Annotated in this window: 32 protein-coding genes; all 32 read right to left on the bottom strand. The window is 40.5% G+C overall.

The window, feature by feature from the left end; all coding sequences use genetic code 11:
- Position 1: 1 nt before the first annotated feature.
- Positions 2–304 (bottom strand): hypothetical protein, encoded by a 303-nt coding sequence (locus G4420_RS08685; RefSeq protein ID WP_163323231.1) that lies wholly within the window; start codon positions 302–304, stop codon positions 2–4.
- Positions 305–404: 100 nt separating this feature from the next.
- On the bottom strand, positions 405–659 hold the full coding sequence (locus G4420_RS08680; RefSeq protein WP_163323229.1) for a VOC family protein: 255 nt from the start codon (positions 657–659) through the stop codon (positions 405–407).
- A gap of 377 nt (positions 660–1036) precedes the next feature.
- Entirely contained in the window at positions 1037–2014 is a 978-nt protein-coding gene (locus G4420_RS08675; protein WP_163323227.1) for a sugar phosphate isomerase/epimerase family protein, read from the bottom strand.
- 930 nt (positions 2015–2944) lie between these two features.
- Positions 2945–3523 (bottom strand): 50S ribosomal protein L17, encoded by a 579-nt coding sequence (rplQ, locus tag G4420_RS23645; protein ID WP_163323225.1) that lies wholly within the window; start codon positions 3521–3523, stop codon positions 2945–2947.
- Positions 3524–3529: 6 nt separating this feature from the next.
- Complete coding sequence (locus tag G4420_RS08665) at positions 3530–4522, bottom strand: DNA-directed RNA polymerase subunit alpha (RefSeq protein WP_163323224.1); 993 nt, start codon at positions 4520–4522, stop codon at positions 3530–3532.
- 19 nt (positions 4523–4541) lie between these two features.
- Positions 4542–5150, bottom strand: coding sequence for a 30S ribosomal protein S4 (rpsD, locus tag G4420_RS08660; RefSeq protein WP_163323221.1), 609 nt, complete (start codon positions 5148–5150; stop codon positions 4542–4544).
- A gap of 18 nt (positions 5151–5168) precedes the next feature.
- Positions 5169–5558 carry a 30S ribosomal protein S11 gene (gene rpsK, locus G4420_RS08655; protein ID WP_045032531.1) on the bottom strand — a complete coding sequence of 130 codons (390 nt, stop codon included), beginning with the start codon at positions 5556–5558 and terminating at the stop codon, positions 5169–5171.
- A 12-nt stretch (positions 5559–5570) separates the two neighbouring features.
- A complete protein-coding gene (rpsM, locus tag G4420_RS08650) occupies positions 5571–5948 on the bottom strand; it encodes a 30S ribosomal protein S13 (RefSeq protein WP_163323220.1) in 378 nt (125 codons plus the stop codon).
- 23 nt (positions 5949–5971) lie between these two features.
- Positions 5972–6088 (bottom strand): 50S ribosomal protein L36, encoded by a 117-nt coding sequence (gene rpmJ, locus G4420_RS08645; protein ID WP_074780216.1) that lies wholly within the window; start codon positions 6086–6088, stop codon positions 5972–5974.
- Between the two features lie 68 nt (positions 6089–6156).
- Positions 6157–6378 carry a translation initiation factor IF-1 gene (infA, locus tag G4420_RS08640; RefSeq protein ID WP_038559066.1) on the bottom strand — a complete coding sequence of 74 codons (222 nt, stop codon included), beginning with the start codon at positions 6376–6378 and terminating at the stop codon, positions 6157–6159.
- A 62-nt stretch (positions 6379–6440) separates the two neighbouring features.
- A complete protein-coding gene (secY, locus tag G4420_RS08635) occupies positions 6441–7772 on the bottom strand; it encodes a preprotein translocase subunit SecY (RefSeq protein WP_163323218.1) in 1332 nt (443 codons plus the stop codon).
- Positions 7773–7778: 6 nt separating this feature from the next.
- Positions 7779–8225, bottom strand: a complete 447-nt coding sequence (gene rplO / locus G4420_RS08630; protein WP_163323217.1) for a 50S ribosomal protein L15 — start codon at positions 8223–8225, stop codon at positions 7779–7781.
- 89 nt (positions 8226–8314) lie between these two features.
- Positions 8315–8497, bottom strand: a complete 183-nt coding sequence (rpmD, locus tag G4420_RS08625) for a 50S ribosomal protein L30 (protein ID WP_045032522.1) — start codon at positions 8495–8497, stop codon at positions 8315–8317.
- Between the two features lie 7 nt (positions 8498–8504).
- Complete coding sequence (rpsE, locus tag G4420_RS08620; protein WP_045032520.1) at positions 8505–9020, bottom strand: 30S ribosomal protein S5; 516 nt, start codon at positions 9018–9020, stop codon at positions 8505–8507.
- A gap of 4 nt (positions 9021–9024) precedes the next feature.
- The gene (rplR, locus tag G4420_RS08615; protein WP_163323215.1) at positions 9025–9381 is read right to left on the bottom strand and encodes a 50S ribosomal protein L18; all 357 of its coding nucleotides are present in this window, start codon (positions 9379–9381) and stop codon (positions 9025–9027) included.
- Between the two features lie 21 nt (positions 9382–9402).
- Positions 9403–9957, bottom strand: coding sequence for a 50S ribosomal protein L6 (rplF, locus tag G4420_RS08610; RefSeq protein ID WP_163323213.1), 555 nt, complete (start codon positions 9955–9957; stop codon positions 9403–9405).
- Positions 9958–9972: 15 nt separating this feature from the next.
- A complete protein-coding gene (gene rpsH / locus G4420_RS08605) occupies positions 9973–10380 on the bottom strand; it encodes a 30S ribosomal protein S8 (RefSeq protein WP_163323212.1) in 408 nt (135 codons plus the stop codon).
- A gap of 21 nt (positions 10381–10401) precedes the next feature.
- Positions 10402–10671 carry a 30S ribosomal protein S14 gene (gene rpsN, locus G4420_RS08600; RefSeq protein ID WP_038559037.1) on the bottom strand — a complete coding sequence of 90 codons (270 nt, stop codon included), beginning with the start codon at positions 10669–10671 and terminating at the stop codon, positions 10402–10404.
- Between the two features lie 2 nt (positions 10672–10673).
- Positions 10674–11231: a 50S ribosomal protein L5 gene (gene rplE, locus G4420_RS08595; RefSeq protein WP_038559032.1), complete on the bottom strand. Its 558-nt coding sequence runs from the start codon at positions 11229–11231 to the stop codon at positions 10674–10676.
- Positions 11231–11554: a 50S ribosomal protein L24 gene (rplX, locus tag G4420_RS08590; RefSeq protein ID WP_038559026.1), complete on the bottom strand. Its 324-nt coding sequence runs from the start codon at positions 11552–11554 to the stop codon at positions 11231–11233. Before rplX ends, rplE begins: the two co-directional genes overlap by 1 nt.
- A gap of 17 nt (positions 11555–11571) precedes the next feature.
- A complete protein-coding gene (gene rplN / locus G4420_RS08585; RefSeq protein ID WP_045032512.1) occupies positions 11572–11937 on the bottom strand; it encodes a 50S ribosomal protein L14 in 366 nt (121 codons plus the stop codon).
- Positions 11938–11939: 2 nt separating this feature from the next.
- Complete coding sequence (gene rpsQ / locus G4420_RS08580; RefSeq protein WP_163323210.1) at positions 11940–12203, bottom strand: 30S ribosomal protein S17; 264 nt, start codon at positions 12201–12203, stop codon at positions 11940–11942.
- A gap of 7 nt (positions 12204–12210) precedes the next feature.
- Positions 12211–12414: a 50S ribosomal protein L29 gene (gene rpmC, locus G4420_RS08575; protein WP_163323208.1), complete on the bottom strand. Its 204-nt coding sequence runs from the start codon at positions 12412–12414 to the stop codon at positions 12211–12213.
- Between the two features lie 13 nt (positions 12415–12427).
- Entirely contained in the window at positions 12428–12850 is a 423-nt protein-coding gene (gene rplP / locus G4420_RS08570; RefSeq protein ID WP_163323206.1) for a 50S ribosomal protein L16, read from the bottom strand.
- 29 nt (positions 12851–12879) lie between these two features.
- Entirely contained in the window at positions 12880–13596 is a 717-nt protein-coding gene (gene rpsC / locus G4420_RS08565; RefSeq protein ID WP_038559008.1) for a 30S ribosomal protein S3, read from the bottom strand.
- A gap of 5 nt (positions 13597–13601) precedes the next feature.
- A complete protein-coding gene (gene rplV, locus G4420_RS08560) occupies positions 13602–14021 on the bottom strand; it encodes a 50S ribosomal protein L22 (protein WP_163323204.1) in 420 nt (139 codons plus the stop codon).
- A gap of 26 nt (positions 14022–14047) precedes the next feature.
- Complete coding sequence (rpsS, locus tag G4420_RS08555) at positions 14048–14317, bottom strand: 30S ribosomal protein S19 (RefSeq protein WP_038559002.1); 270 nt, start codon at positions 14315–14317, stop codon at positions 14048–14050.
- A gap of 16 nt (positions 14318–14333) precedes the next feature.
- The gene (gene rplB, locus G4420_RS08550) at positions 14334–15158 is read right to left on the bottom strand and encodes a 50S ribosomal protein L2 (RefSeq protein WP_163323202.1); all 825 of its coding nucleotides are present in this window, start codon (positions 15156–15158) and stop codon (positions 14334–14336) included.
- Positions 15159–15180: 22 nt separating this feature from the next.
- Positions 15181–15471, bottom strand: a complete 291-nt coding sequence (gene rplW / locus G4420_RS08545) for a 50S ribosomal protein L23 (protein ID WP_045032505.1) — start codon at positions 15469–15471, stop codon at positions 15181–15183.
- A gap of 13 nt (positions 15472–15484) precedes the next feature.
- Positions 15485–16114 (bottom strand): 50S ribosomal protein L4, encoded by a 630-nt coding sequence (gene rplD, locus G4420_RS08540; protein ID WP_163323201.1) that lies wholly within the window; start codon positions 16112–16114, stop codon positions 15485–15487.
- Complete coding sequence (gene rplC, locus G4420_RS08535) at positions 16105–16734, bottom strand: 50S ribosomal protein L3 (RefSeq protein ID WP_163323199.1); 630 nt, start codon at positions 16732–16734, stop codon at positions 16105–16107. Before rplC ends, rplD begins: the two co-directional genes overlap by 10 nt.
- 22 nt (positions 16735–16756) lie before the next feature.
- On the bottom strand, positions 16757–17062 hold the full coding sequence (gene rpsJ, locus G4420_RS08530) for a 30S ribosomal protein S10 (protein ID WP_038558987.1): 306 nt from the start codon (positions 17060–17062) through the stop codon (positions 16757–16759).
- Positions 17063–17069: the final 7 nt, after the last annotated feature.

The following is a 17069-nucleotide window of genomic DNA, read 5'->3' as shown; positions in this document are numbered from 1 at the left end:
TTTACCCTTCAACTTCAATTTCCGGGAATGTAGTATTCACCTGTAATTTCATTTTTAGACTGCGTTGTTTTGCCGGCTGCCCGGTTGGATACCAGTTTCTATCGGTGCCGGAAATAACAACCAGACCGTTATCATCGCCCAGTACAACAAAATCTTCGCGTTTTGGCCCCTTGCCAAAATAAAACAGGCCGTGGTTATTTATTAACTGTTCGCCCAGTTCCAGTGGCTTTTCGGCTACAATTCCAACCTCGCTTATCGACAAAATGGAATTACTGTTAAACGGCTTATCTGACGCGTTCTCCAAATCGCCACGCGCAATAAATTCAAGAATATTTTTGTTGTTGTCAAGAAAGTAAATGGATTCAGCATTCCAGGTCGTAAAATCGGTAATGTACTCACCTTCGCTATTTTTTTAACAGGTCGAGCTTGGATGCTATCCAATGTAAAGCCTCTTTAATTTTATTGGAGGGAATATTAAACGCAAAATGATAAGCGCCCGACTCCCCTGCTTTCTCGGTAAAACGCAAAACAGAATGCCCAATTTCATAACATAGCGAATCGGATGAAACATCGCAAGCGTTCAATTCCAATACATCGTTGTAAAAGCGCTCTGTTTGTTTGAGATTGTTTGTTGGCAGTTCAAGTTTTAGGATTTTCATTTGTATTTATTGCTGTTATCATTTTTATAACAGTTGAAATTGAAAATGTTTATGCAAAGCTTGTTCAAAATTTTAGCTTTCAGGTGTTCGGCTTAGCCACCGATACAATCGCGCGGCGGCGGGGGCACTAGTCACTGGTCACTGGTCGTTTGATTTGACTGTCATTTCAAATGAGGAACGAGAGAGGAATCTATCTCCTTCTCATTATTCAAAAAGTTTAAGATAACAAACCTGGATCAGCGATCGAACTGTAAAGTATTGACGGAACTTGCCCCGACAACCGCCGGGATGACAGTATATTTCGCATAATAAAAAATCAGGGATGAACGGTTGTTCATCCCTGATTTTTATATTGGTTAGTCGTTCGAATTTTATAGCTAAACTAAAATGGTCTTACAATATTCCACACACTTAACAATCTCTTTCTGTGCATCTGATCCTTCCGGAATAGGATATTCCAATTCAATATCGGCATATATATTCCAATTCTTTTCTTTTATTAATCCAAGAATATCCGCCAGCGGCGTTTCTCCTTCGCCCCAAACTTTATTGGTATTTGCAGGCTCGGTGTTTTTACCGGTTTTATCTTTAATGTGGATACTGTAAATTCTGTCGTGTAATTTTTCAATTATTTCGTTGGGGTGCTTACCTGTAGCACCAAAATAGTGCCCCACATCAAAGTTCAGTTTATTGGCCGGAGAATGTGCCAAAAAGGTTTCAAAGTCAAAACCGGGCTGCCCGGGTTGCGAATGGTTATGATAGGCCGCAATCATTCCATGTTTTTCGGCAAATTTTCCGAGTTTACGGCACGCTTCATCACCAATTTCGTTGGTAACCGCTCCGGCACCCAATATTTTAGCGGCTTTAAATGCATAATCAATTTCATCATCGCTCCAGTTGGCAGGTGCAAACTTTACCGTATGAACATGTATGCCCGCGTCATCGAATAACTTCTTCAGCTCTTCGTATTTTTTAATATCAAGGGTGGTTCTCCACTCTTTTTGTGTTTGTGAGGCTTCTTCTATGGCTATTCGGTACACATTACGTTCTTCTTCACTTGCATCGTTTCCGGGCCGGCTCGGTGTTGCCGGTACTCCGGCCCATTCTTCTGCCGTATTTCCCATGAGTTCAAGTGAGGTAATATTTGCAGCTTTACAATAGGCTATAATGTCTTCTACCGAGCTGGGCATACTGCGCCAGCTATAAGTAATTGCGCCAATGGGGACACCTCCAAAGGTAGAACCTGAATCGTTGGGAGCACAACTAAACGACAGCGGTGCAAACGCCAAAGTAGTTGCACCGACAGCAGTTGTTCGAATAAAGTTTCTTCTGGAAAATTGATCTTTCTTAATCATGGTTTATTAGATTAGTTGATTCTTGCTGCTTTAAATTTAATTGAATTAATTTAATCGCTTAGGAGGAATATAAAATAATTTTACATCGATCTTTCTAACCTCAGCCACCACTATATAAACGGTTCTCGCATCTCCAGCTATCATGCCTTCCTCATACATGGTTTACCTCCTCTTTTGCTTTCTTAAGCCTCACGTTGCAGAGTTCAGGAACCAGGTGTGCTGATGCCCAACTTTGAAAGCAGAACCGGGCTTTAGCCCTTAAGCCTTGCTGCAGGCGGTATTTAGATAGCCTCTTGCTTAAGCTGACCTTGTAACTCCCTGATTTTAGGCTTCCTGCAGCCGTGTAATTGCTCAGCAAACTTATTGGCTGCCTTGTTGCAGCGCTGCAGCAAGCAAAAAAACTTATTTGCAGGCCTGTTGCACAGCTGCGGCAAGCAAAAAAACTTGTTGGCTCGCCTCCTACACGGCTGCACAGCCAAAAAAATTTGTTGGCGACCATGTTGCACAGCTGCAGCAGGCGAAAAAATGTTGTGGAAAGCGTGTAGCACGGCTGCAGGAAGCAAAAAACTTATTTGCTGGCCTCTTGCACGGCTGCAACAGCCAAAAAAATTTGTTGGCGACCATGTTGCAAGCTGCAACAGGCGAAAAAATGTTGTGGAAAGCTTGTAGCACGGCTGCAGGAAGCAAATAAATATTGTAACTCGTATGTTGCACGGCTGCGGCAAGCAAGAAATTTTAGTGGCCACTTTGTCTAAACGCGGAAAGCCCGGCCACAAGATTAAGAGTCGTTAGACATGGGGCTTTAGCCATTGGAACATAAAAAAAGGATGTCATCTGTTTATGTTGCAAATCATACAGATGACATCCTAAAAATGAAAAAGCCGATCCGTCAGTTGACGGATCGGCTTTTCAATATGGTAAAGAAAATTATTAGTCTTCTTTTTTCTCTTCATCAGCTGACTCGTCAGCTTTAGGCTCTTCGGTTGTTTCTTCAGCTTTTGCTTCAGGAGCCGGAGCTTCTTCAGTTTTAACTTCTTCAACAACTTCAGCCTCTGCAACTGGCGCAGTAGCATCAGCTTTTTTAGCACCGGCACGACGTGAACGACGTTTTTTAGGTGCAGCAGCTTCTTCTTTTGCAGCCAACATAGCTTCGTTGAAGTCAACCAACTCGATGATACACATATCAGCGTTGTCGCCTAAACGGCTACCGGTTTTCAGAATACGAGTGTATCCTCCCGGACGGTCAGCAACTTTTACAGCTACTTCGCGGAACAATTCCGATACAGCATCTTTGTCTTGCAAGTAGCTAAAAACTACCCTGCGCGAGTGTGTAGTATCTTCTTTTGCCTTAGTAATCAGTGGCTCAACGTACATACGCAATGCTTTCGCTTTTGCAACAGTAGTTGAAATTCTCTTATGCGCGATAAGTGAACTTGCCATGTTTGCCAACATCGCTTTACGATGTGGTGCTTTACGGCCTAAGTGATTAAATTTCTTATTATGTCTCATTGCCTTTTACTCCTTATCAAGTTTATACTTGGAAATATCCATTCCAAAATTCAGTCCCATGTTATCTAAAAGGTCATCCAATTCGGTTAACGATTTTTTACCAAAGTTTCTGAATTTCAGCAGGTCGTTTCTGTTGTAGGTAACCAGGTCTCCTAATGTATCTACATCCGCAGCTTTCAAACAATTCAAAGCACGAACTGACAGATCCATATCAACCAGTTTAGTTTTCAACAACTGACGCATGTGCAGTACTTCTTCGTCAAACTCTTCGTTTGCAAATTTCTCATCCGTATCAAGAGTGATCTTTTCGTCTGAGAACAGCATGAAGTGATAGATAAGAATTTTAGCTGCTTCTTTTAATGCATCTTTTGGGTGAACAGAACCATCGGTAGCAATATCCAGAACTAATTTTTCGTAGTCTGTTTTTTGCTCAACACGATAGTTTTCAACGGCAAATTTTACCTTTTTAATTGGTGTGTAGATCGAGTCGATCGGAATTACACCAAATTCTTCTTCAACCGGCTTGTTTTCAACAGCAGGAACGTAACCACGGCCTTTGCTGATGTTCAACTCCATTTGAATTTTTACATCCGATTCCATTCTGCAAATTACCAACTCAGGATTCAGTACTCTGAAACCGGTCATAAATTTGTTAATGTCGCCGGCAGTAAATTCTTCCTGTCCGCTGATTGAAATAGATACTTTTTCGCTGTCAAAATCTTCCACCTCGTTTTTGAAACGAACTTGCTTCAGATTAAGGATAATATCAGTTACATCTTCAATAACTCCTTTAATCGTAGAAAACTCATGGTCAACACCTTCAATTTTAACGGTTGTAATTGCATAGCCTTCCAACGACGATAACAGAATACGACGAAGTGCATTACCAATTGTAATACCGTATCCCGGTTCCAGGGGACGAAACTCGAATTGTCCGAACTTGTCATCGGATTCTAACATTATTACCTTGTCAGGCTTTTGGAATGCTAATATTGCCATAATATTCTAAGTAATTTTATTATTTTGAATACAACTCTACGATTAGTTGCTCTTTGATGTTTTCTGGAATCTCTTCACGTTCCGGACGATTCAGGAATTTTCCGGTCATTTGTGCACCGTCCCATTCTAACCATTCGTACTGTGAGCTTCTGCGTGAATGCAATGAGCCAGTAATTTCTTCCAGCGATTTTGATTTCTCGCGAACGCCGATAACGTCGCCAGATTTAACCGTGTACGATGGAATATTTACTAATTTTCCGTTAACAGTAATATGTTTGTGTGATACAAACTGACGTGCCGCAGCACGAGTTTTAGCAATACCCAAACGGAATACTACGTTGTCGAGACGAGACTCTAACAACTGAAGCAAAACTTCACCGGTAACACCTTTAGCAGCTTGCGCTTTTTTGAAAAGTGTGCGGAATTGTCTTTCTAATACACCGTAAGTATATTTTGCCTTTTGTTTCTCTTTTAACTGCTGCCCGTATTCCGATACTTTTCTTCTTTTCGAAGCTAAACCGTGCATCCCCGGAGGGTAGTTTTTGTGTTCGAAAACTTTATCCGGTCCGAAGATAGGCTCTCCGAATTTACGAGCGATTTTAGATTTTGGTCCTCTATATCTTGCCATTTCCTTTTCGTTTTAAAATTAAACTCTACGTCTTTTAGGAGGCCTGCAACCGTTGTGCGGAAGCGGTGTTACATCAATAATTTCAGTAACCTGGATACCGATAGTAGCCAAAGCTCTGATTGCTGATTCACGACCGTTACCAGGTCCTTTAACATATACCTTAACTTTACGTAGTCCAAGGTCATAAGCAGTTTTAGCACACTCTTCTGAAGCTACCTGAGCTGCATAAGGAGTATTCTTTTTCGAACCACGGAATCCTTTTTTCCCAGCTGACGACCAAGAGATAACCTCTCCGTTCATGTTTGTCAGCGTAACAATAATATTGTTGAAAGACGAGTGGATATGAGCCATACCATTGGCTTCAACAACCACTGTTCTCTTTCTACTTGATCCTGTTTTTTTTGCCATAACTCAAATTCCTTATTTAGTGGCCATTTTTTTGTTAGCAACAGTTTTACGTTTTCCTTTACGGGTACGTGCGTTGTTTTTTGTGCTCTGTCCGCGAACCGGTAAACCGATACGGTGACGGATACCACGGTAACAACCAATATCCATTAAACGCTTAATGTTCATCTGAACTTCTGATCTTAGCTCACCTTCCACTTTGAAGTTATCGCCGATAACTCCACGAACAGCTGCTAAATCATCATCAGTCCAATCCTGTACTTTCAGGTTTTTGTCTACACCTGCTTCTTCCAGGATAGTGATGGCTCTGCTGCGGCCAATACCATAAATATAAGTAAGAGCAATCTCACCTCTTTTATTACTTGGAATATCAACACCTGTAATACGTGCCATAAAATTCTTTTTTTTAAGATTAATTACCCTTGACGTTGTTTAAACTTAGGGTTCTTCTTATTAATCACATACAAACGTCCTTTCCTGCGTATAATTTTGCAGTCTTCGCTACGTTTTTTAACTGAAACACGAGTTTTCATCTTAATTATTTTTTTAATTTTTTGTATCGATGTCCGACGTTTGTCGGGACTCGTTTCATATACAATCTTTAGTTTTTGTACCTAAACGTAATTCTACCTTTAGTTAAATCGTAAGGAGACATTTCGACTTTAACCTTATCCCCTGGCAAAATTTTAATATAATGCATTCTCATTTTCCCGGAAATGTGTCCTGTTATAACGTGACCGTTTTCCAGTTCAACCCTAAACATTGCGTTTGATAATGCTTCTATAATTGTTCCATCTTGTTCTATGGAAGGTTGTTTTGCCATAAAATTCTCTTTTAATTTTTTTTGAATAAGTTTATACTAAATATCTCTTTTTACAATTTGTCTTACATTCCTCCGAGTCCCGGACGACCTTTAATTCGGCCTGATTGCATCAAACCGTCGTAATGGCGCATCAACAGGTGACTTTCAATCTGCTGTAAGGTATCTAACACTACACCAACAAGAATTAGCAGCGATGTACCACCGTAGAACAGGGCAAACGACTGGCTGATTCCAATCATCATGGCAAAGGCCGGCATAATAGTTACCAATCCTAAGAAAATAGAACCGGGTAATGTTATACGCGACATAACGGTATCAAGAAATTCAACAGTTTTCTTTCCTGGTTTAACACCCGGAATAAAACCACCGTTTTTCTTCATATCCTCTGCCATTTGGGTTGGGTTAATAGTAATAGCGGTGTAAAAATACGTAAAAGCTACCACTAATAAAAATTGTGTTAAATTATACCATAAACCTGTGATGTTTGATAAGGCAGCCGCCACACCACGCAGATTTTCAGAATTAGCAACACCAACAATTGTAATAGGCACCATCATAATTGCCTGAGCAAAAATGATAGGCATTACACCTGCAGCATTAACTTTCAAAGGGATGTACTGACGTACTCCGCCATATTGCTTGTTACCAACAATTCGTTTCGCGTACTGTACCGGAATCCTACGGGTTCCCTGTACTAAGGCAATTGATGCCATAAATACGATAAACAGGATAACAAACTCTACCAGGAACATTACTAAACCTCCACCATTGATTCGCGATCCAAATTCCTGAACCACGGCCATTGGTAAACGGGCAATAATACCAATCATAATGATCAAAGAGATACCATTACCAATACCTTTATCGGTAATTCGCTCTCCTAACCATAACACAAACATCGATCCGGCTGTTAAAATCACAATGGAAGGGGCGTTAAACCATATTCCTGTCATTGCGAAAGCCGAACCGGGTAATTGCATGTGTAGATTAGTAAGATATGCCGATGCCTGCGGAATCAGAATTAACACGGTTAAATAACGTGTAATCTGATTTATTTTCCTTCTTCCTGACTCTCCCTCTTTCTGCAACCTCTGGAAATAGGGAACTGCGATACCCATTAACTGGATAACAATTGAGGCAGAAATATACGGCATGATTCCTAAAGCAAAGACAGAAGCCTGTGCAAACGCACCACCCGAAAACATGTTAATCAATCCCAGCAATCCGTCAGAAGTTTGACTTTGCAGGTTTTGTAACTGAGCCGGATCAATTCCCGGAAGCGAAACAAACGAGCCTAACCTGTAAATTAACAGGAAAAACAGTGTTGTTCCAATTCTGAACCTTAGATCTTCAATCTTATAAATATTCTTTAGGGTCTCAATAAATCGTTTCATTCCGGTTTAAGCTATTTCGGTTGTTCCTTCTAATTTTTCTATTGCTTCCTTCGCGCTTTTTGAAAATGCAGCGGCTTTAACTTCTAATTTTTTAGTTAAAGTACCTCCGCCAAGAATTTTGATCTTGTCGTTTTTCGACGCGATACCTGCGTTAATCAAGGATTCTTTGTCAATTACGGTCAGGTTCTTTTTAGTTGCAAGGTTCTCAAGTACATCAAGGTTGATTGCTTTGTATTCAACACGGTTGATGTTTTTAAATCCCATTTTTGGAACTACACGTTGCAAAGGCATTTGACCACCTTCGAAACCAATTTTTCTTGAGTAACCTGAACGCGACTTTTGACCTTTATGACCACGAGTTGATGTACCGCCACGGCCAGAGCCCTGACCACGACCAATTCGTTTACCAGTTTTAGTCGATCCTTCTGCAGGTTGTAAGTTACTTAAATTCATCTTATTAAATATTTTTATATTCCATTGAATAAGATGGAACGGGTCTCGAGTGCTCGAGACCCGTTTCATAATTTCAATAGTTTGAAATATTACTTAACTTCTTCTATACTCAGTAAATGTCTCAGTTTGTTAGCCATGCCAACAATTTGAGGAGTAGCTTCGTGAACAACAGTTTGGTTCAATTTTTTCAAACCTAACGACTCGAGCGTTGCTTTTTGTCGTTTTGTTGAACCGATACCACTTTTTACTTGTGTTATTTTTAATTTAGCCATAACTGTGTTATCCTTTAAAAACTTTTTCCATTGAAACACCTCTGTGTTCAGCTACTGTATAAGCATCCCTTAACTCGGTCAAAGCATTCATTGTTGCTTTTACCAGGTTGTGTGGGTTTGATGATCCTTTTGACTTAGCCAAAACGTCGTGAATACCGGCACTTTCCAGTACTGCACGCATCGCACCACCAGCCTTCAGACCGGTACCCGACGAAGCAGGTTTTAACAGGACGTTTGCACCGCCGAATTTAGCGGTTTGTTCGTGAGGTATAGTTCCGTTAATTACCGGAATTTTTACCAGGTTCTTTTTAGCTGCGTCAACGCCTTTAGAAATTGCTGTTGTTACTTCGCTTGCTTTACCAAGTCCCCAGCCTACAATTCCTTTTTCGTCGCCCACAATAACAATGGCAGAGAAACTGAACGTACGTCCACCTTTTGTTACTTTGGTTACACGATTAATGGCTACCAACCTGTCTTTTAATTCCAGGTCGCTTGTTTTTACTTTATTACTTACTTTCGCCATAATATTAGAATTTAAGGCCACCTTCACGGGCAGCGTCAGCTAATTGTTTTACTCTTCCGTGGTATAAGTTACCACCTCTGTCGAATACAACTTCAGTAATTCCGGCTGCCAGGGCTTTTTCTGCCACTGCTTTACCAACCAACGCAGCTTTTTCAGTTTTTGTACCGCTTGTTTCAGTAATACCTTTATCTGATGATGAAACTGCCAACAAAGTTGCTCCTTGTACATCGTCAATAACCTGAACGTAGATTTGCTTGTTACTTCTGTAAACGCTTAATCGTGGACGTTCTGCTGTGCCGGAAACAACTGTGCGTATGCGACTTTTTATTCTTGCTCGCTTTTGAACTTTTGTTAATGCCATAATAATTAATCTTTTTAAAAATTACTTACCGGCGGCTTTACCAGCTTTACGCCTCAATACTTCGCCTGCAAACTTAATACCTTTTCCTTTGTAAGGTTCAGGTTTACGGAAGGATCTGATTTTGGCAGCTACTTGTCCGATTAATTGTTTGTCGTGACTTTTAAGAGTCACCGATGGCGTACTGCGTTTATCAGATAATGCCTCTACTTTAACTTCTGCTGGAAGTTGCAGGTAAGTATGGTGAGCAAAACCTAATACAAGGTCAAGTACGTTATCTGGCAGAACTTCTGCACGATAACCTACACCAACTAACTCTAATTTAATTTCGTATCCTTTTGATACGCCTTCCACCATGTTATTGATCAAAGAGCGGTACAGTCCGTGCATTGACTTTTCGCGTTTTGATTCGCCGTTTCTTTTTACTTCGATAGTTGCATCTTCGATGGCAACCTCGATAAGCGGATCAACTTGCTGAGTCAATTCACCCAGAGGACCTTTTACGCTAACAACATTGTCGTTAACTTTTACTTCTACTCCTGCTGGTATTGAAATGGGTAATTTTCCTATTCTTGACATGACTGTTCCTCCCTATTAATACACGTAACATAAAACTTCTCCACCTACGTTAAGCTCACGAGCTTCTTTATCGGTAATTACACCTTTAGAGGTAGAGATTATTGCTATGCCTAAACCATTTAGTACACGTGGGATACTGGTTGTGTCGCAGTACTGACGTAAACCTGGTTTACTAATGCGTTCTAACGCTTTTATTGCAGATACTTTTGTTTCTGGATTGTATTTCAACGCAATTTTAATGTTACCCTGAACGCCAACACCTTCTTCAAATTTGTAGTTTAAGATGTAACCTTTTTCTTTCAAAAGTTTAGTCATCTCTTTTTTAATATTTGAAGCAGGAATGTCAACTACACGGTTTTTCGCCATAATTGCATTTCTTACCCTTGTCAGATAATCTGCTATTGGATCTGTTACTTTACTCATTTTTCAAGTTTCTTTTAACGATTACCAACTTGCCTTTTTAACTCCTGGAATCAGGCCATTTGAAGCCATTTCCCTAAAATCAATCCTGCTGATACCGAATTGGCGCATATACCCTTTCGGACGGCCGCTAAGTTTGCAACGATTGTGCAAACGTACTTTTGCCGAGTTTTTAGGTAGTTTTTGCAAACCTTCCCAATCGCCTTCAGCTTTCAATCTGGCACGTTTTTCGGCGTATTTCTCAACTAGTTTTGCACGTTTCACTTCGCGTGCTTTCATTGATTCTTTAGCCATTACTAGTTCTTTTTAACGTTTTTAAATGGTAAACCTAATTCTTTCAACAAAGCAAAACCTTCTTCGTCGGTTTTTGCAGAAGTGACAAAGGTAATATTCATTCCGTTGATCTTACTTACTTTATCAAGTACGATCTCCGGGAAAATAATTTGTTCCGGAACGCCAAGTGTGTAGTTTCCACGGCCGTCCATTTTGCTTTCGATACCTTTAAAGTCGCGAATACGTGGCAGTGCCACAGCAATTAAACGATCCAAGAATTCATACATTTGGTCGCGACGTAATGTTACACGCACGCCAATTGGCATTTTCTTTCTCAATTTGAAATTAGAGATATCCTTTTTTGACAAAGTTTGTACGGCTTTCTGGCCGGCGATCATTGTCATTTCGGTTTGAGCTACGTCGATCAGTTTTTTGTCGGCGATTGCTGCTCCAACACCCTGGTTAAGGATGATCTTTTCTAATTTCGGAACCTGCATTACAGAAGAGTAATCATACTCTTTCTTTAAAGCAGGGATTATTTCTTCCTGATATTTCTTCTTAAGAGTTGGTACGTAAGCCATTACTTAATCTCCTCTCCTGTTTTTTTCGAAATACGAACTAATTTACCATCGTCATTCAATTTCTTTCCGACACGTGTAGCTTCACCTGTTTTAGGATCAACCAACATAAGGTTAGAAATATGCACCGGTGCTTCTCGTTCAATGATACCACCCTGTGGCGCTTCCGCGTTAGGTTTGGTATGCTTTTTCATCATGTTAACACCTTCAACTATTGCTCTGTCGGTTTTTCTGATCACCTCCAGTACACGACCTTTTTGGCCTTTACTGTTACCAGCGATCACAACCACAGTGTCACCTTTTTTTATGTGTAACTTTTTCTGCATTTTGAGCTTTTTTCTTTTTACAATACTTCTGGAGCGAGTGAGATAATTTTCATATTCTTCTCGCGTAATTCACGTGCTACAGGACCGAAAATACGTGTTCCACGCATTTCACCAGCGTTGTTAAGAAGTACTACAGCGTTATCGTCGAAACGAATATAAGAACCATCCTGACGACGGTTTTCTTTCTTCGTACGTACAACAATTGCGCGTGATACAGTACCTTTTTTCATCTCGCCTCCGGCAAGTGCACTTTTTACAGTAACCACAACAGTGTCGCCCAATGTAGCATAACGTTTGCGTGTTCCGCCTAATACACGGATCACTAAAACTTCTTTTGCTCCACTGTTATCGGCTACCGAACATCTTGATTCTTGTTGTACCATGATTACTTAGCTCTTTCTATTATTTCAACTACTCTCCAACATTTGGTTTTACTTAAAGGACGAGTTTCCATAATCCTTACTGTATCGCCAACGTTGCAATCATTTTTCTCATCGTGGACATGGAATTTGGTAGTTTTGTTAACGAACTTACCATAGATTGGGTGCTTTTCTTTGCGTTTCTCGGCAACCACAATCGATTTATCCATTTTATCACTAACAACGACCCCGATTCTCTCTTTTCTGAGATTTCTTTCTTTATTTTCCATCGTTGAATTACTTCTGATTTTCGTTTAATTCTCTTTCGCGAAGAATTGTATTCAAACGTGCGATCGTTGCTTTAGTTTCCCTTAATCTGGTAGGATTTTCAAGCGGCGATACAGCATGATTCAATCTTAGGCGAACAAGATTTTCTTTTTCAATTTGCAGACGCTCAACGATTTCGTTGTTCGTCATTTCTTTGATTTCACTTACTTTCATGATTCACCTAATTTTATTCTTCAACATAATCACGTCTAACCATAAATTTTGTTTTTACCGGTAGTTTCTGAGCGGCAAGTCTTAAAGCTTCTTTTGCTGTTTCCAATGAAACGCCTTCGGCTTCAATAATAATACGACCCGGAGCTATCGGAGCAACAAATCCTTCAGGAGCACCTTTACCTTTACCCATCCTTACTTCGGCTGGCTTTTTGGTAATAGGTTTATCGGGGAATACGCGTATCCAAATTTGTCCTCGACGTTGCATATAACGTGTTACCGCAACCCTGGCAGCTTCAATCTGCCTACCGGTAAGCCACGATTCTTCCAACGACTTTATTCCAAATGAACCGAATGCTAATTGGTTTCCGCGTTGAGCGTTACCTTTCATTCGACCCTTCTGTACTCTTCTAAATTTTACTTTTCTTGGCTGTAACATCCTTTTTTTAGATTGTGAGTGTTAAACCACTATTTTCTACGACGGTTACGGTTTGCACCACCACCTCTGTTTCCACCCGGACGTCCGGACTTTTGTCCAACGTTAGGCGAAAGGTCGCGATTTCCGTATACCATACCTTTACAAATCCAAACTTTAATTCCAATAAGTCCGGTTTTTGTTAATGCTTCTGCCAATGCGTAATCAATATCTGCACGCAAAGTATGAAGCGGAGTACGGCCGTCTTTATACATTTCAGAACGAGCCATCTCTGCTCCGTTTAACCTACCTGAAACCAATACTTTGATTCCTTCGGCTCCCATTCTCATGGTTGAAGCAATGGCCATTTTAACCGCCCTACGGTAAGCAATCTTACCCTCTAGCTGACGTGCAATGTTATTTGCAACGATCTTAGCATCAAGTTCAGGACGTTTGATCTCGAAAATGTTGATTTGAACCTCTTTTTTGGTAATCTTTTTTAATTCTTCTTTCAGTTTGTCAACTTCCTGACCGCCTTTACCAATAATAATACCAGGGCGAGAAGTATGAACGGTGATGGTGATCAGCTTCAAGGTACGTTCAATAACGATTCTTGAAATGCTGGCTTTGGCCAAACGAGCATTCAGGTATTTCCTGATCTTTTGGTCTTCAACCAGTTTGTCGCCGTAATTATCACCACCGAACCAGTTTGAATCCCATCCTTTGATGAATCCCAAACGATTTGCTATCGGATTTACTTTTTGTCCCATGAATATTAATTAAGGTTTTCTTCAACAACACTTTCTTTACTATCTACGTAAATAGTCACGTGGTTCGAGCGTTTTCTGATACGGTGTGCACGACCCTGAGGAGCCGGGCGCAAACGTTTCAAAATACGACCTGAATCAACCATGATTTGTGATACGTAAAGTTCACTTTCTTCTAAACGAACTCCTTCGTTTTTCGCCTGCCAATTGGCAATGGCTGAAAGCAGAAGTTTCTCTACCCTGCGTGATGCTTCTTTTGAAGAAAACTTCAATACATCTAAGGCTTTATTAACCTCCATTCCGCGGATCAAATCGGCTACAAGCCTCATTTTCCTTGGAGATGTAGGGCAGTTGCGTAAAACAGCAAAATATTGTTGTTTTTTCTCTTCTTTTCTTTTCTCAGCTGCTAGTCTTTTTCTGGCACCCATTGTACTTACTTTTTAAATATTAATGCCTATCTTTTCTTATTACCAGCATGCCCCCTGAATGTACGGGTTGGAGCAAATTCGCCCAAACGGTGTCCCACCATGTTTTCGGTGACATATACCGGGATGAATTTGTTTCCATTATGTACCGCAATAGTGTGTCCTACAAAATCAGGAGAAATTACTGATGCTCTGGCCCAGGTTTTCACAACCGATTTTTTGTTCGATTCATTCATAGCTAAAACTTTACGTTCTAACTTGAAATCGATAAATGGGCCTTTTTTTAATGAACGACTCATAATTTATTCCTCTTTACTATTTTTTCCTACGTTCTACAATATACTTGTTGGAAGCTTTTTTCTTCGAACGGGTTTTATAACCTTTCGCAAGCAAACCTTTACGTGATCTCGGGTGTCCTCCTGAGTTTCGGCCTTCACCACCACCCATTGGGTGATCGACAGGGTTCATTACAACACCACGAACACGAGGTCTTCTTCCTAACCAACGAGAGCGACCGGCTTTACCCGATTTCTCGATGTTATGTTCTGTATTTCCAACCGTACCTACTGTAGCCCTGCAGGACGTAAGTACCATACGAGATTCGCCTGATGGCAATTTTAAAATTGCATATTTGCCATCACGTGAGGTCAATTGTGCATAAGCACCTGCACTACGTGCCATCACTCCACCCTGTCCTGGGTGAAGTTCAATGTTGTGAACCAAAGTACCAAGAGGCATTTCAGCCAGAGGAAGACAATTACCGATTTCAGGATCTGCTCCAGTACCGCTCATTACAGTTTGGCCAACTTGCAACCCGTTAGGCGCAATCATGTAACGTTTTTCGCCATCTTCGTATTTCAGAAGGGCGATACGAGCTGTACGGTTTGGATCGTACTGAATTGAATCGACAACAGCTGCAACACCGTCTTTATCGCGCATAAAGTCGATAATACGGTATTTGCGTTTATGTCCCCCACCTATATACCTCATTGTCATGCGTCCCTGGTTATTACGACCACCGGACTTTTTAATGGGCTCCAACAATGATTTTTCAGGTGTAGATGCAGTAATGGTATCAAAAGCGCCAATTACTTTGTGCCTTTGACCCGGAGTTACTGGTTTCAGTTTTCTTACTGCCATAATACTTATTAATTATATACTATTATATATTACTATAAAAGTCAATACTATCTCCTTCAACCAAAGTAACAATAGCCTTTTTATAGGCTGCTGTTTTACCGGTAATAATACCACCTTTGGTATATCTCGATTTTACTTTACCACCATAAACCATGGTGTTAACGTTCTCAACCGAAACGTTATAAAGATCTTCAACCGCTTTTTTAATCTCAGGTTTACTTGCATTGCGAGCTACCACAAAACCGTAACGGTTAAAACGTTCCGACTGGTCGGTCATTTTTTCTGTAACTAATGGTTTTACTAAAATTTCCATCTTTTTTTATCCGTTAAAGTTTAAATGCTTCTTCAATTTTCGCAACAGATCCCTCACAAAGCACAATGGCCTTTGCGTTCAAGATCTGATAAGTATTTAACTCTGAAGCAATTACAACCGATACGTCTTGCAAATTTCGCGACGACAAATATATGTTATTATTTTCAGTTGGTAAAACGAAAAGTGCCTTTTTTTCAGCAATTTGCAGATTGTTCTGTATTGCTATCATCTCTTTTGTTTTTGGAGCTTCAAAATTGAAGTCTTCAACAACAACGATACTCTTTTCGCTTGCTTTGTAAGTTAAAGCTGATTTACGGGCCAATTGCTTCACTTTTTTGTTCAGCTTGAAACCATAGTTACGCGGACGTGGGCCAAAAATAGTACCACCACCACGGAAGACTGGCGACTTGATGCTACCTGCACGAGCTGTACCTGTACCTTTTTGTCTTTTAATCTTCTTGGTGCTACCTGCAATCTCACCACGTTCTTTACTTTTGCTTGTACCCTGGCGTTGGTTCGCCAAATATTGCTTTACATCCAAATAAATGGCGTGGTCGCTGGGCTCAATACCGAAAATCTGGTCGTTTAAAGTGACTTTCTTTCCGGTTTCTTTTCCTTCTATATTCAGTACACTTAGTTCCATTGTTTTCTAATAATTAAGTATGAACCTTTGGCTCCAGGTACTGAACCTTTTACCACTAATACATTCTTCTCAGGAATAATTTTAACTACTTCGAGGTTTTCGATAGTAACTGTTTTTCCACCGTCTCTACCAGCCATACGCATACCTTTAAATACGCGTGAAGGCCATGAAGATGCACCGATAGAACCAGGTGCTCTCAGCCTGTTGTGCTGACCGTGTGTAGCATCGTTAACACCACGAAAATTGTGACGTTTTACTACACCCTGAAAACCTTTACCTTTTGAAACTCCAACTATATCAACGTAATCTTTTTCAGCGAAAATGTTTACATCAATTTCTTGTCCGAGCTCAAACTCTTCCTGATAGGTGTTATGAAACTCTACTACTTTGCGCTTTGGTGAAACACCAGCCTTTTTAAAGTGGCCAACTTCAGCTTTAGTGGCGTGCTTGTCTTTTTTCTCGCCATAAGCTAACTGAAGCGCTTCGTAGCCGTCGGTCTCTGCCGTTTTCACTTGTGTAACTACACAAGGTCCGGCCTCAATCACAGTGCATGGGATGTTTTTCCCCTCAACACTGAATACGGATGTCATTCCGATTTTTTTTCCAATAATACCAGCCATTTTTTTCGACTACTTTAAATTATCAAACTTTAATTTCTACTTCAACGCCACTTGGAAGCTCCAGCTTCATTAGTGCGTCGATTGTTTTAGCGGTTGAGCTGTAAATGTCGATCAAACGTTTGTAAGATGACAACTGAAATTGCTCCCTCGATTTTTTATTTACGAAGGTTGAACGTAAAACTGTAAAAACTCTGCGGTGAGTAGGAAGTGGAATAGGACCACTTACTACAGCACCAGTAGTTTTTACTGTTTTAACGATTTTCTCAGCCGACTTGTCTACCAAGTTGTGATCGTACGATTTAAGCTTAATCCTGATCTTTTGACTCATAAGAGAA

Source organism: Draconibacterium mangrovi (assembly GCF_010586825.1).
Lineage (GTDB): Bacteria > Bacteroidota > Bacteroidia > Bacteroidales > Prolixibacteraceae > Draconibacterium > Draconibacterium mangrovi.
The sequence above is the reverse complement of the archived record's forward strand: the minus strand, read 5'-3'. Positions and strand labels throughout refer to the sequence as shown.

Coding starts and splice junctions, on each gene's coding strand:
- rpmJ (WP_074780216.1), bottom strand. CDS start 6,088: ATGAAAACTCGTGTTTCAGTTAAAAAACGTAGCGAAGACTGCAAAATT.
- rpsQ (WP_163323210.1), bottom strand. CDS start 12,203: ATGGAAAATAAAGAAAGAAATCTCAGAAAAGAGAGAATCGGGGTCGTT.
- rpsH (WP_163323212.1), bottom strand. CDS start 10,380: ATGAGTAAAGTAACAGATCCAATAGCAGATTATCTGACAAGGGTAAGA.
- rplN (WP_045032512.1), bottom strand. CDS start 11,937: ATGGTACAACAAGAATCAAGATGTTCGGTAGCCGATAACAGTGGAGCA.
- rplD (WP_163323201.1), bottom strand. CDS start 16,114: ATGGAACTAAGTGTACTGAATATAGAAGGAAAAGAAACCGGAAAGAAA.
- rplR (WP_163323215.1), bottom strand. CDS start 9,381: ATGGCATTAACAAAAGTTCAAAAGCGAGCAAGAATAAAAAGTCGCATA.
- G4420_RS08680 (WP_163323229.1), bottom strand. CDS start 659: ATGAAAATCCTAAAACTTGAACTGCCAACAAACAATCTCAAACAAACA.
- secY (WP_163323218.1), bottom strand. CDS start 7,772: ATGAAACGATTTATTGAGACCCTAAAGAATATTTATAAGATTGAAGAT.
- rplE (WP_038559032.1), bottom strand. CDS start 11,231: ATGGCTTACGTACCAACTCTTAAGAAGAAATATCAGGAAGAAATAATC.
- rpsJ (WP_038558987.1), bottom strand. CDS start 17,062: ATGAGTCAAAAGATCAGGATTAAGCTTAAATCGTACGATCACAACTTG.
- rpsD (WP_163323221.1), bottom strand. CDS start 5,150: ATGGCAAGATATAGAGGACCAAAATCTAAAATCGCTCGTAAATTCGGA.
- rplX (WP_038559026.1), bottom strand. CDS start 11,554: ATGCAGAAAAAGTTACACATAAAAAAAGGTGACACTGTGGTTGTGATC.
- G4420_RS08675 (WP_163323227.1), bottom strand. CDS start 2,014: ATGATTAAGAAAGATCAATTTTCCAGAAGAAACTTTATTCGAACAACT.
- rplF (WP_163323213.1), bottom strand. CDS start 9,957: ATGTCAAGAATAGGAAAATTACCCATTTCAATACCAGCAGGAGTAGAA.
- rplQ (WP_163323225.1), bottom strand. CDS start 3,523: ATGAGACATAATAAGAAATTTAATCACTTAGGCCGTAAAGCACCACAT.
- rpsS (WP_038559002.1), bottom strand. CDS start 14,317: ATGAGTCGTTCATTAAAAAAAGGCCCATTTATCGATTTCAAGTTAGAA.
- rplW (WP_045032505.1), bottom strand. CDS start 15,471: ATGGAAATTTTAGTAAAACCATTAGTTACAGAAAAAATGACCGACCAG.
- rplO (WP_163323217.1), bottom strand. CDS start 8,225: ATGAATTTAAGTAACTTACAACCTGCAGAAGGATCGACTAAAACTGGT.
- rpsC (WP_038559008.1), bottom strand. CDS start 13,596: ATGGGACAAAAAGTAAATCCGATAGCAAATCGTTTGGGATTCATCAAA.
- G4420_RS08665 (WP_163323224.1), bottom strand. CDS start 4,522: ATGGCAATATTAGCATTCCAAAAGCCTGACAAGGTAATAATGTTAGAA.
- rpsM (WP_163323220.1), bottom strand. CDS start 5,948: ATGGCACGTATTACAGGTGTTGATATTCCAAGTAATAAAAGAGGTGAG.
- rpsN (WP_038559037.1), bottom strand. CDS start 10,671: ATGGCTAAAGAATCAATGAAAGCACGCGAAGTGAAACGTGCAAAACTA.
- rplP (WP_163323206.1), bottom strand. CDS start 12,850: ATGTTACAGCCAAGAAAAGTAAAATTTAGAAGAGTACAGAAGGGTCGA.
- rpsE (WP_045032520.1), bottom strand. CDS start 9,020: ATGGCGAAAGTAAGTAATAAAGTAAAAACAAGCGACCTGGAATTAAAA.
- rpmD (WP_045032522.1), bottom strand. CDS start 8,497: ATGGCTAAATTAAAAATAACACAAGTAAAAAGTGGTATCGGTTCAACA.
- rpsK (WP_045032531.1), bottom strand. CDS start 5,558: ATGGCAAAAAAAACAGGATCAAGTAGAAAGAGAACAGTGGTTGTTGAA.
- infA (WP_038559066.1), bottom strand. CDS start 6,378: ATGGCAAAACAACCTTCCATAGAACAAGATGGAACAATTATAGAAGCA.
- rplB (WP_163323202.1), bottom strand. CDS start 15,158: ATGGCAGTAAGAAAACTGAAACCAGTAACTCCGGGTCAAAGGCACAAA.
- rpmC (WP_163323208.1), bottom strand. CDS start 12,414: ATGAAAGTAAGTGAAATCAAAGAAATGACGAACAACGAAATCGTTGAG.
- rplV (WP_163323204.1), bottom strand. CDS start 14,021: ATGGGTGCCAGAAAAAGACTAGCAGCTGAGAAAAGAAAAGAAGAGAAA.
- rplC (WP_163323199.1), bottom strand. CDS start 16,734: ATGGCTGGTATTATTGGAAAAAAAATCGGAATGACATCCGTATTCAGT.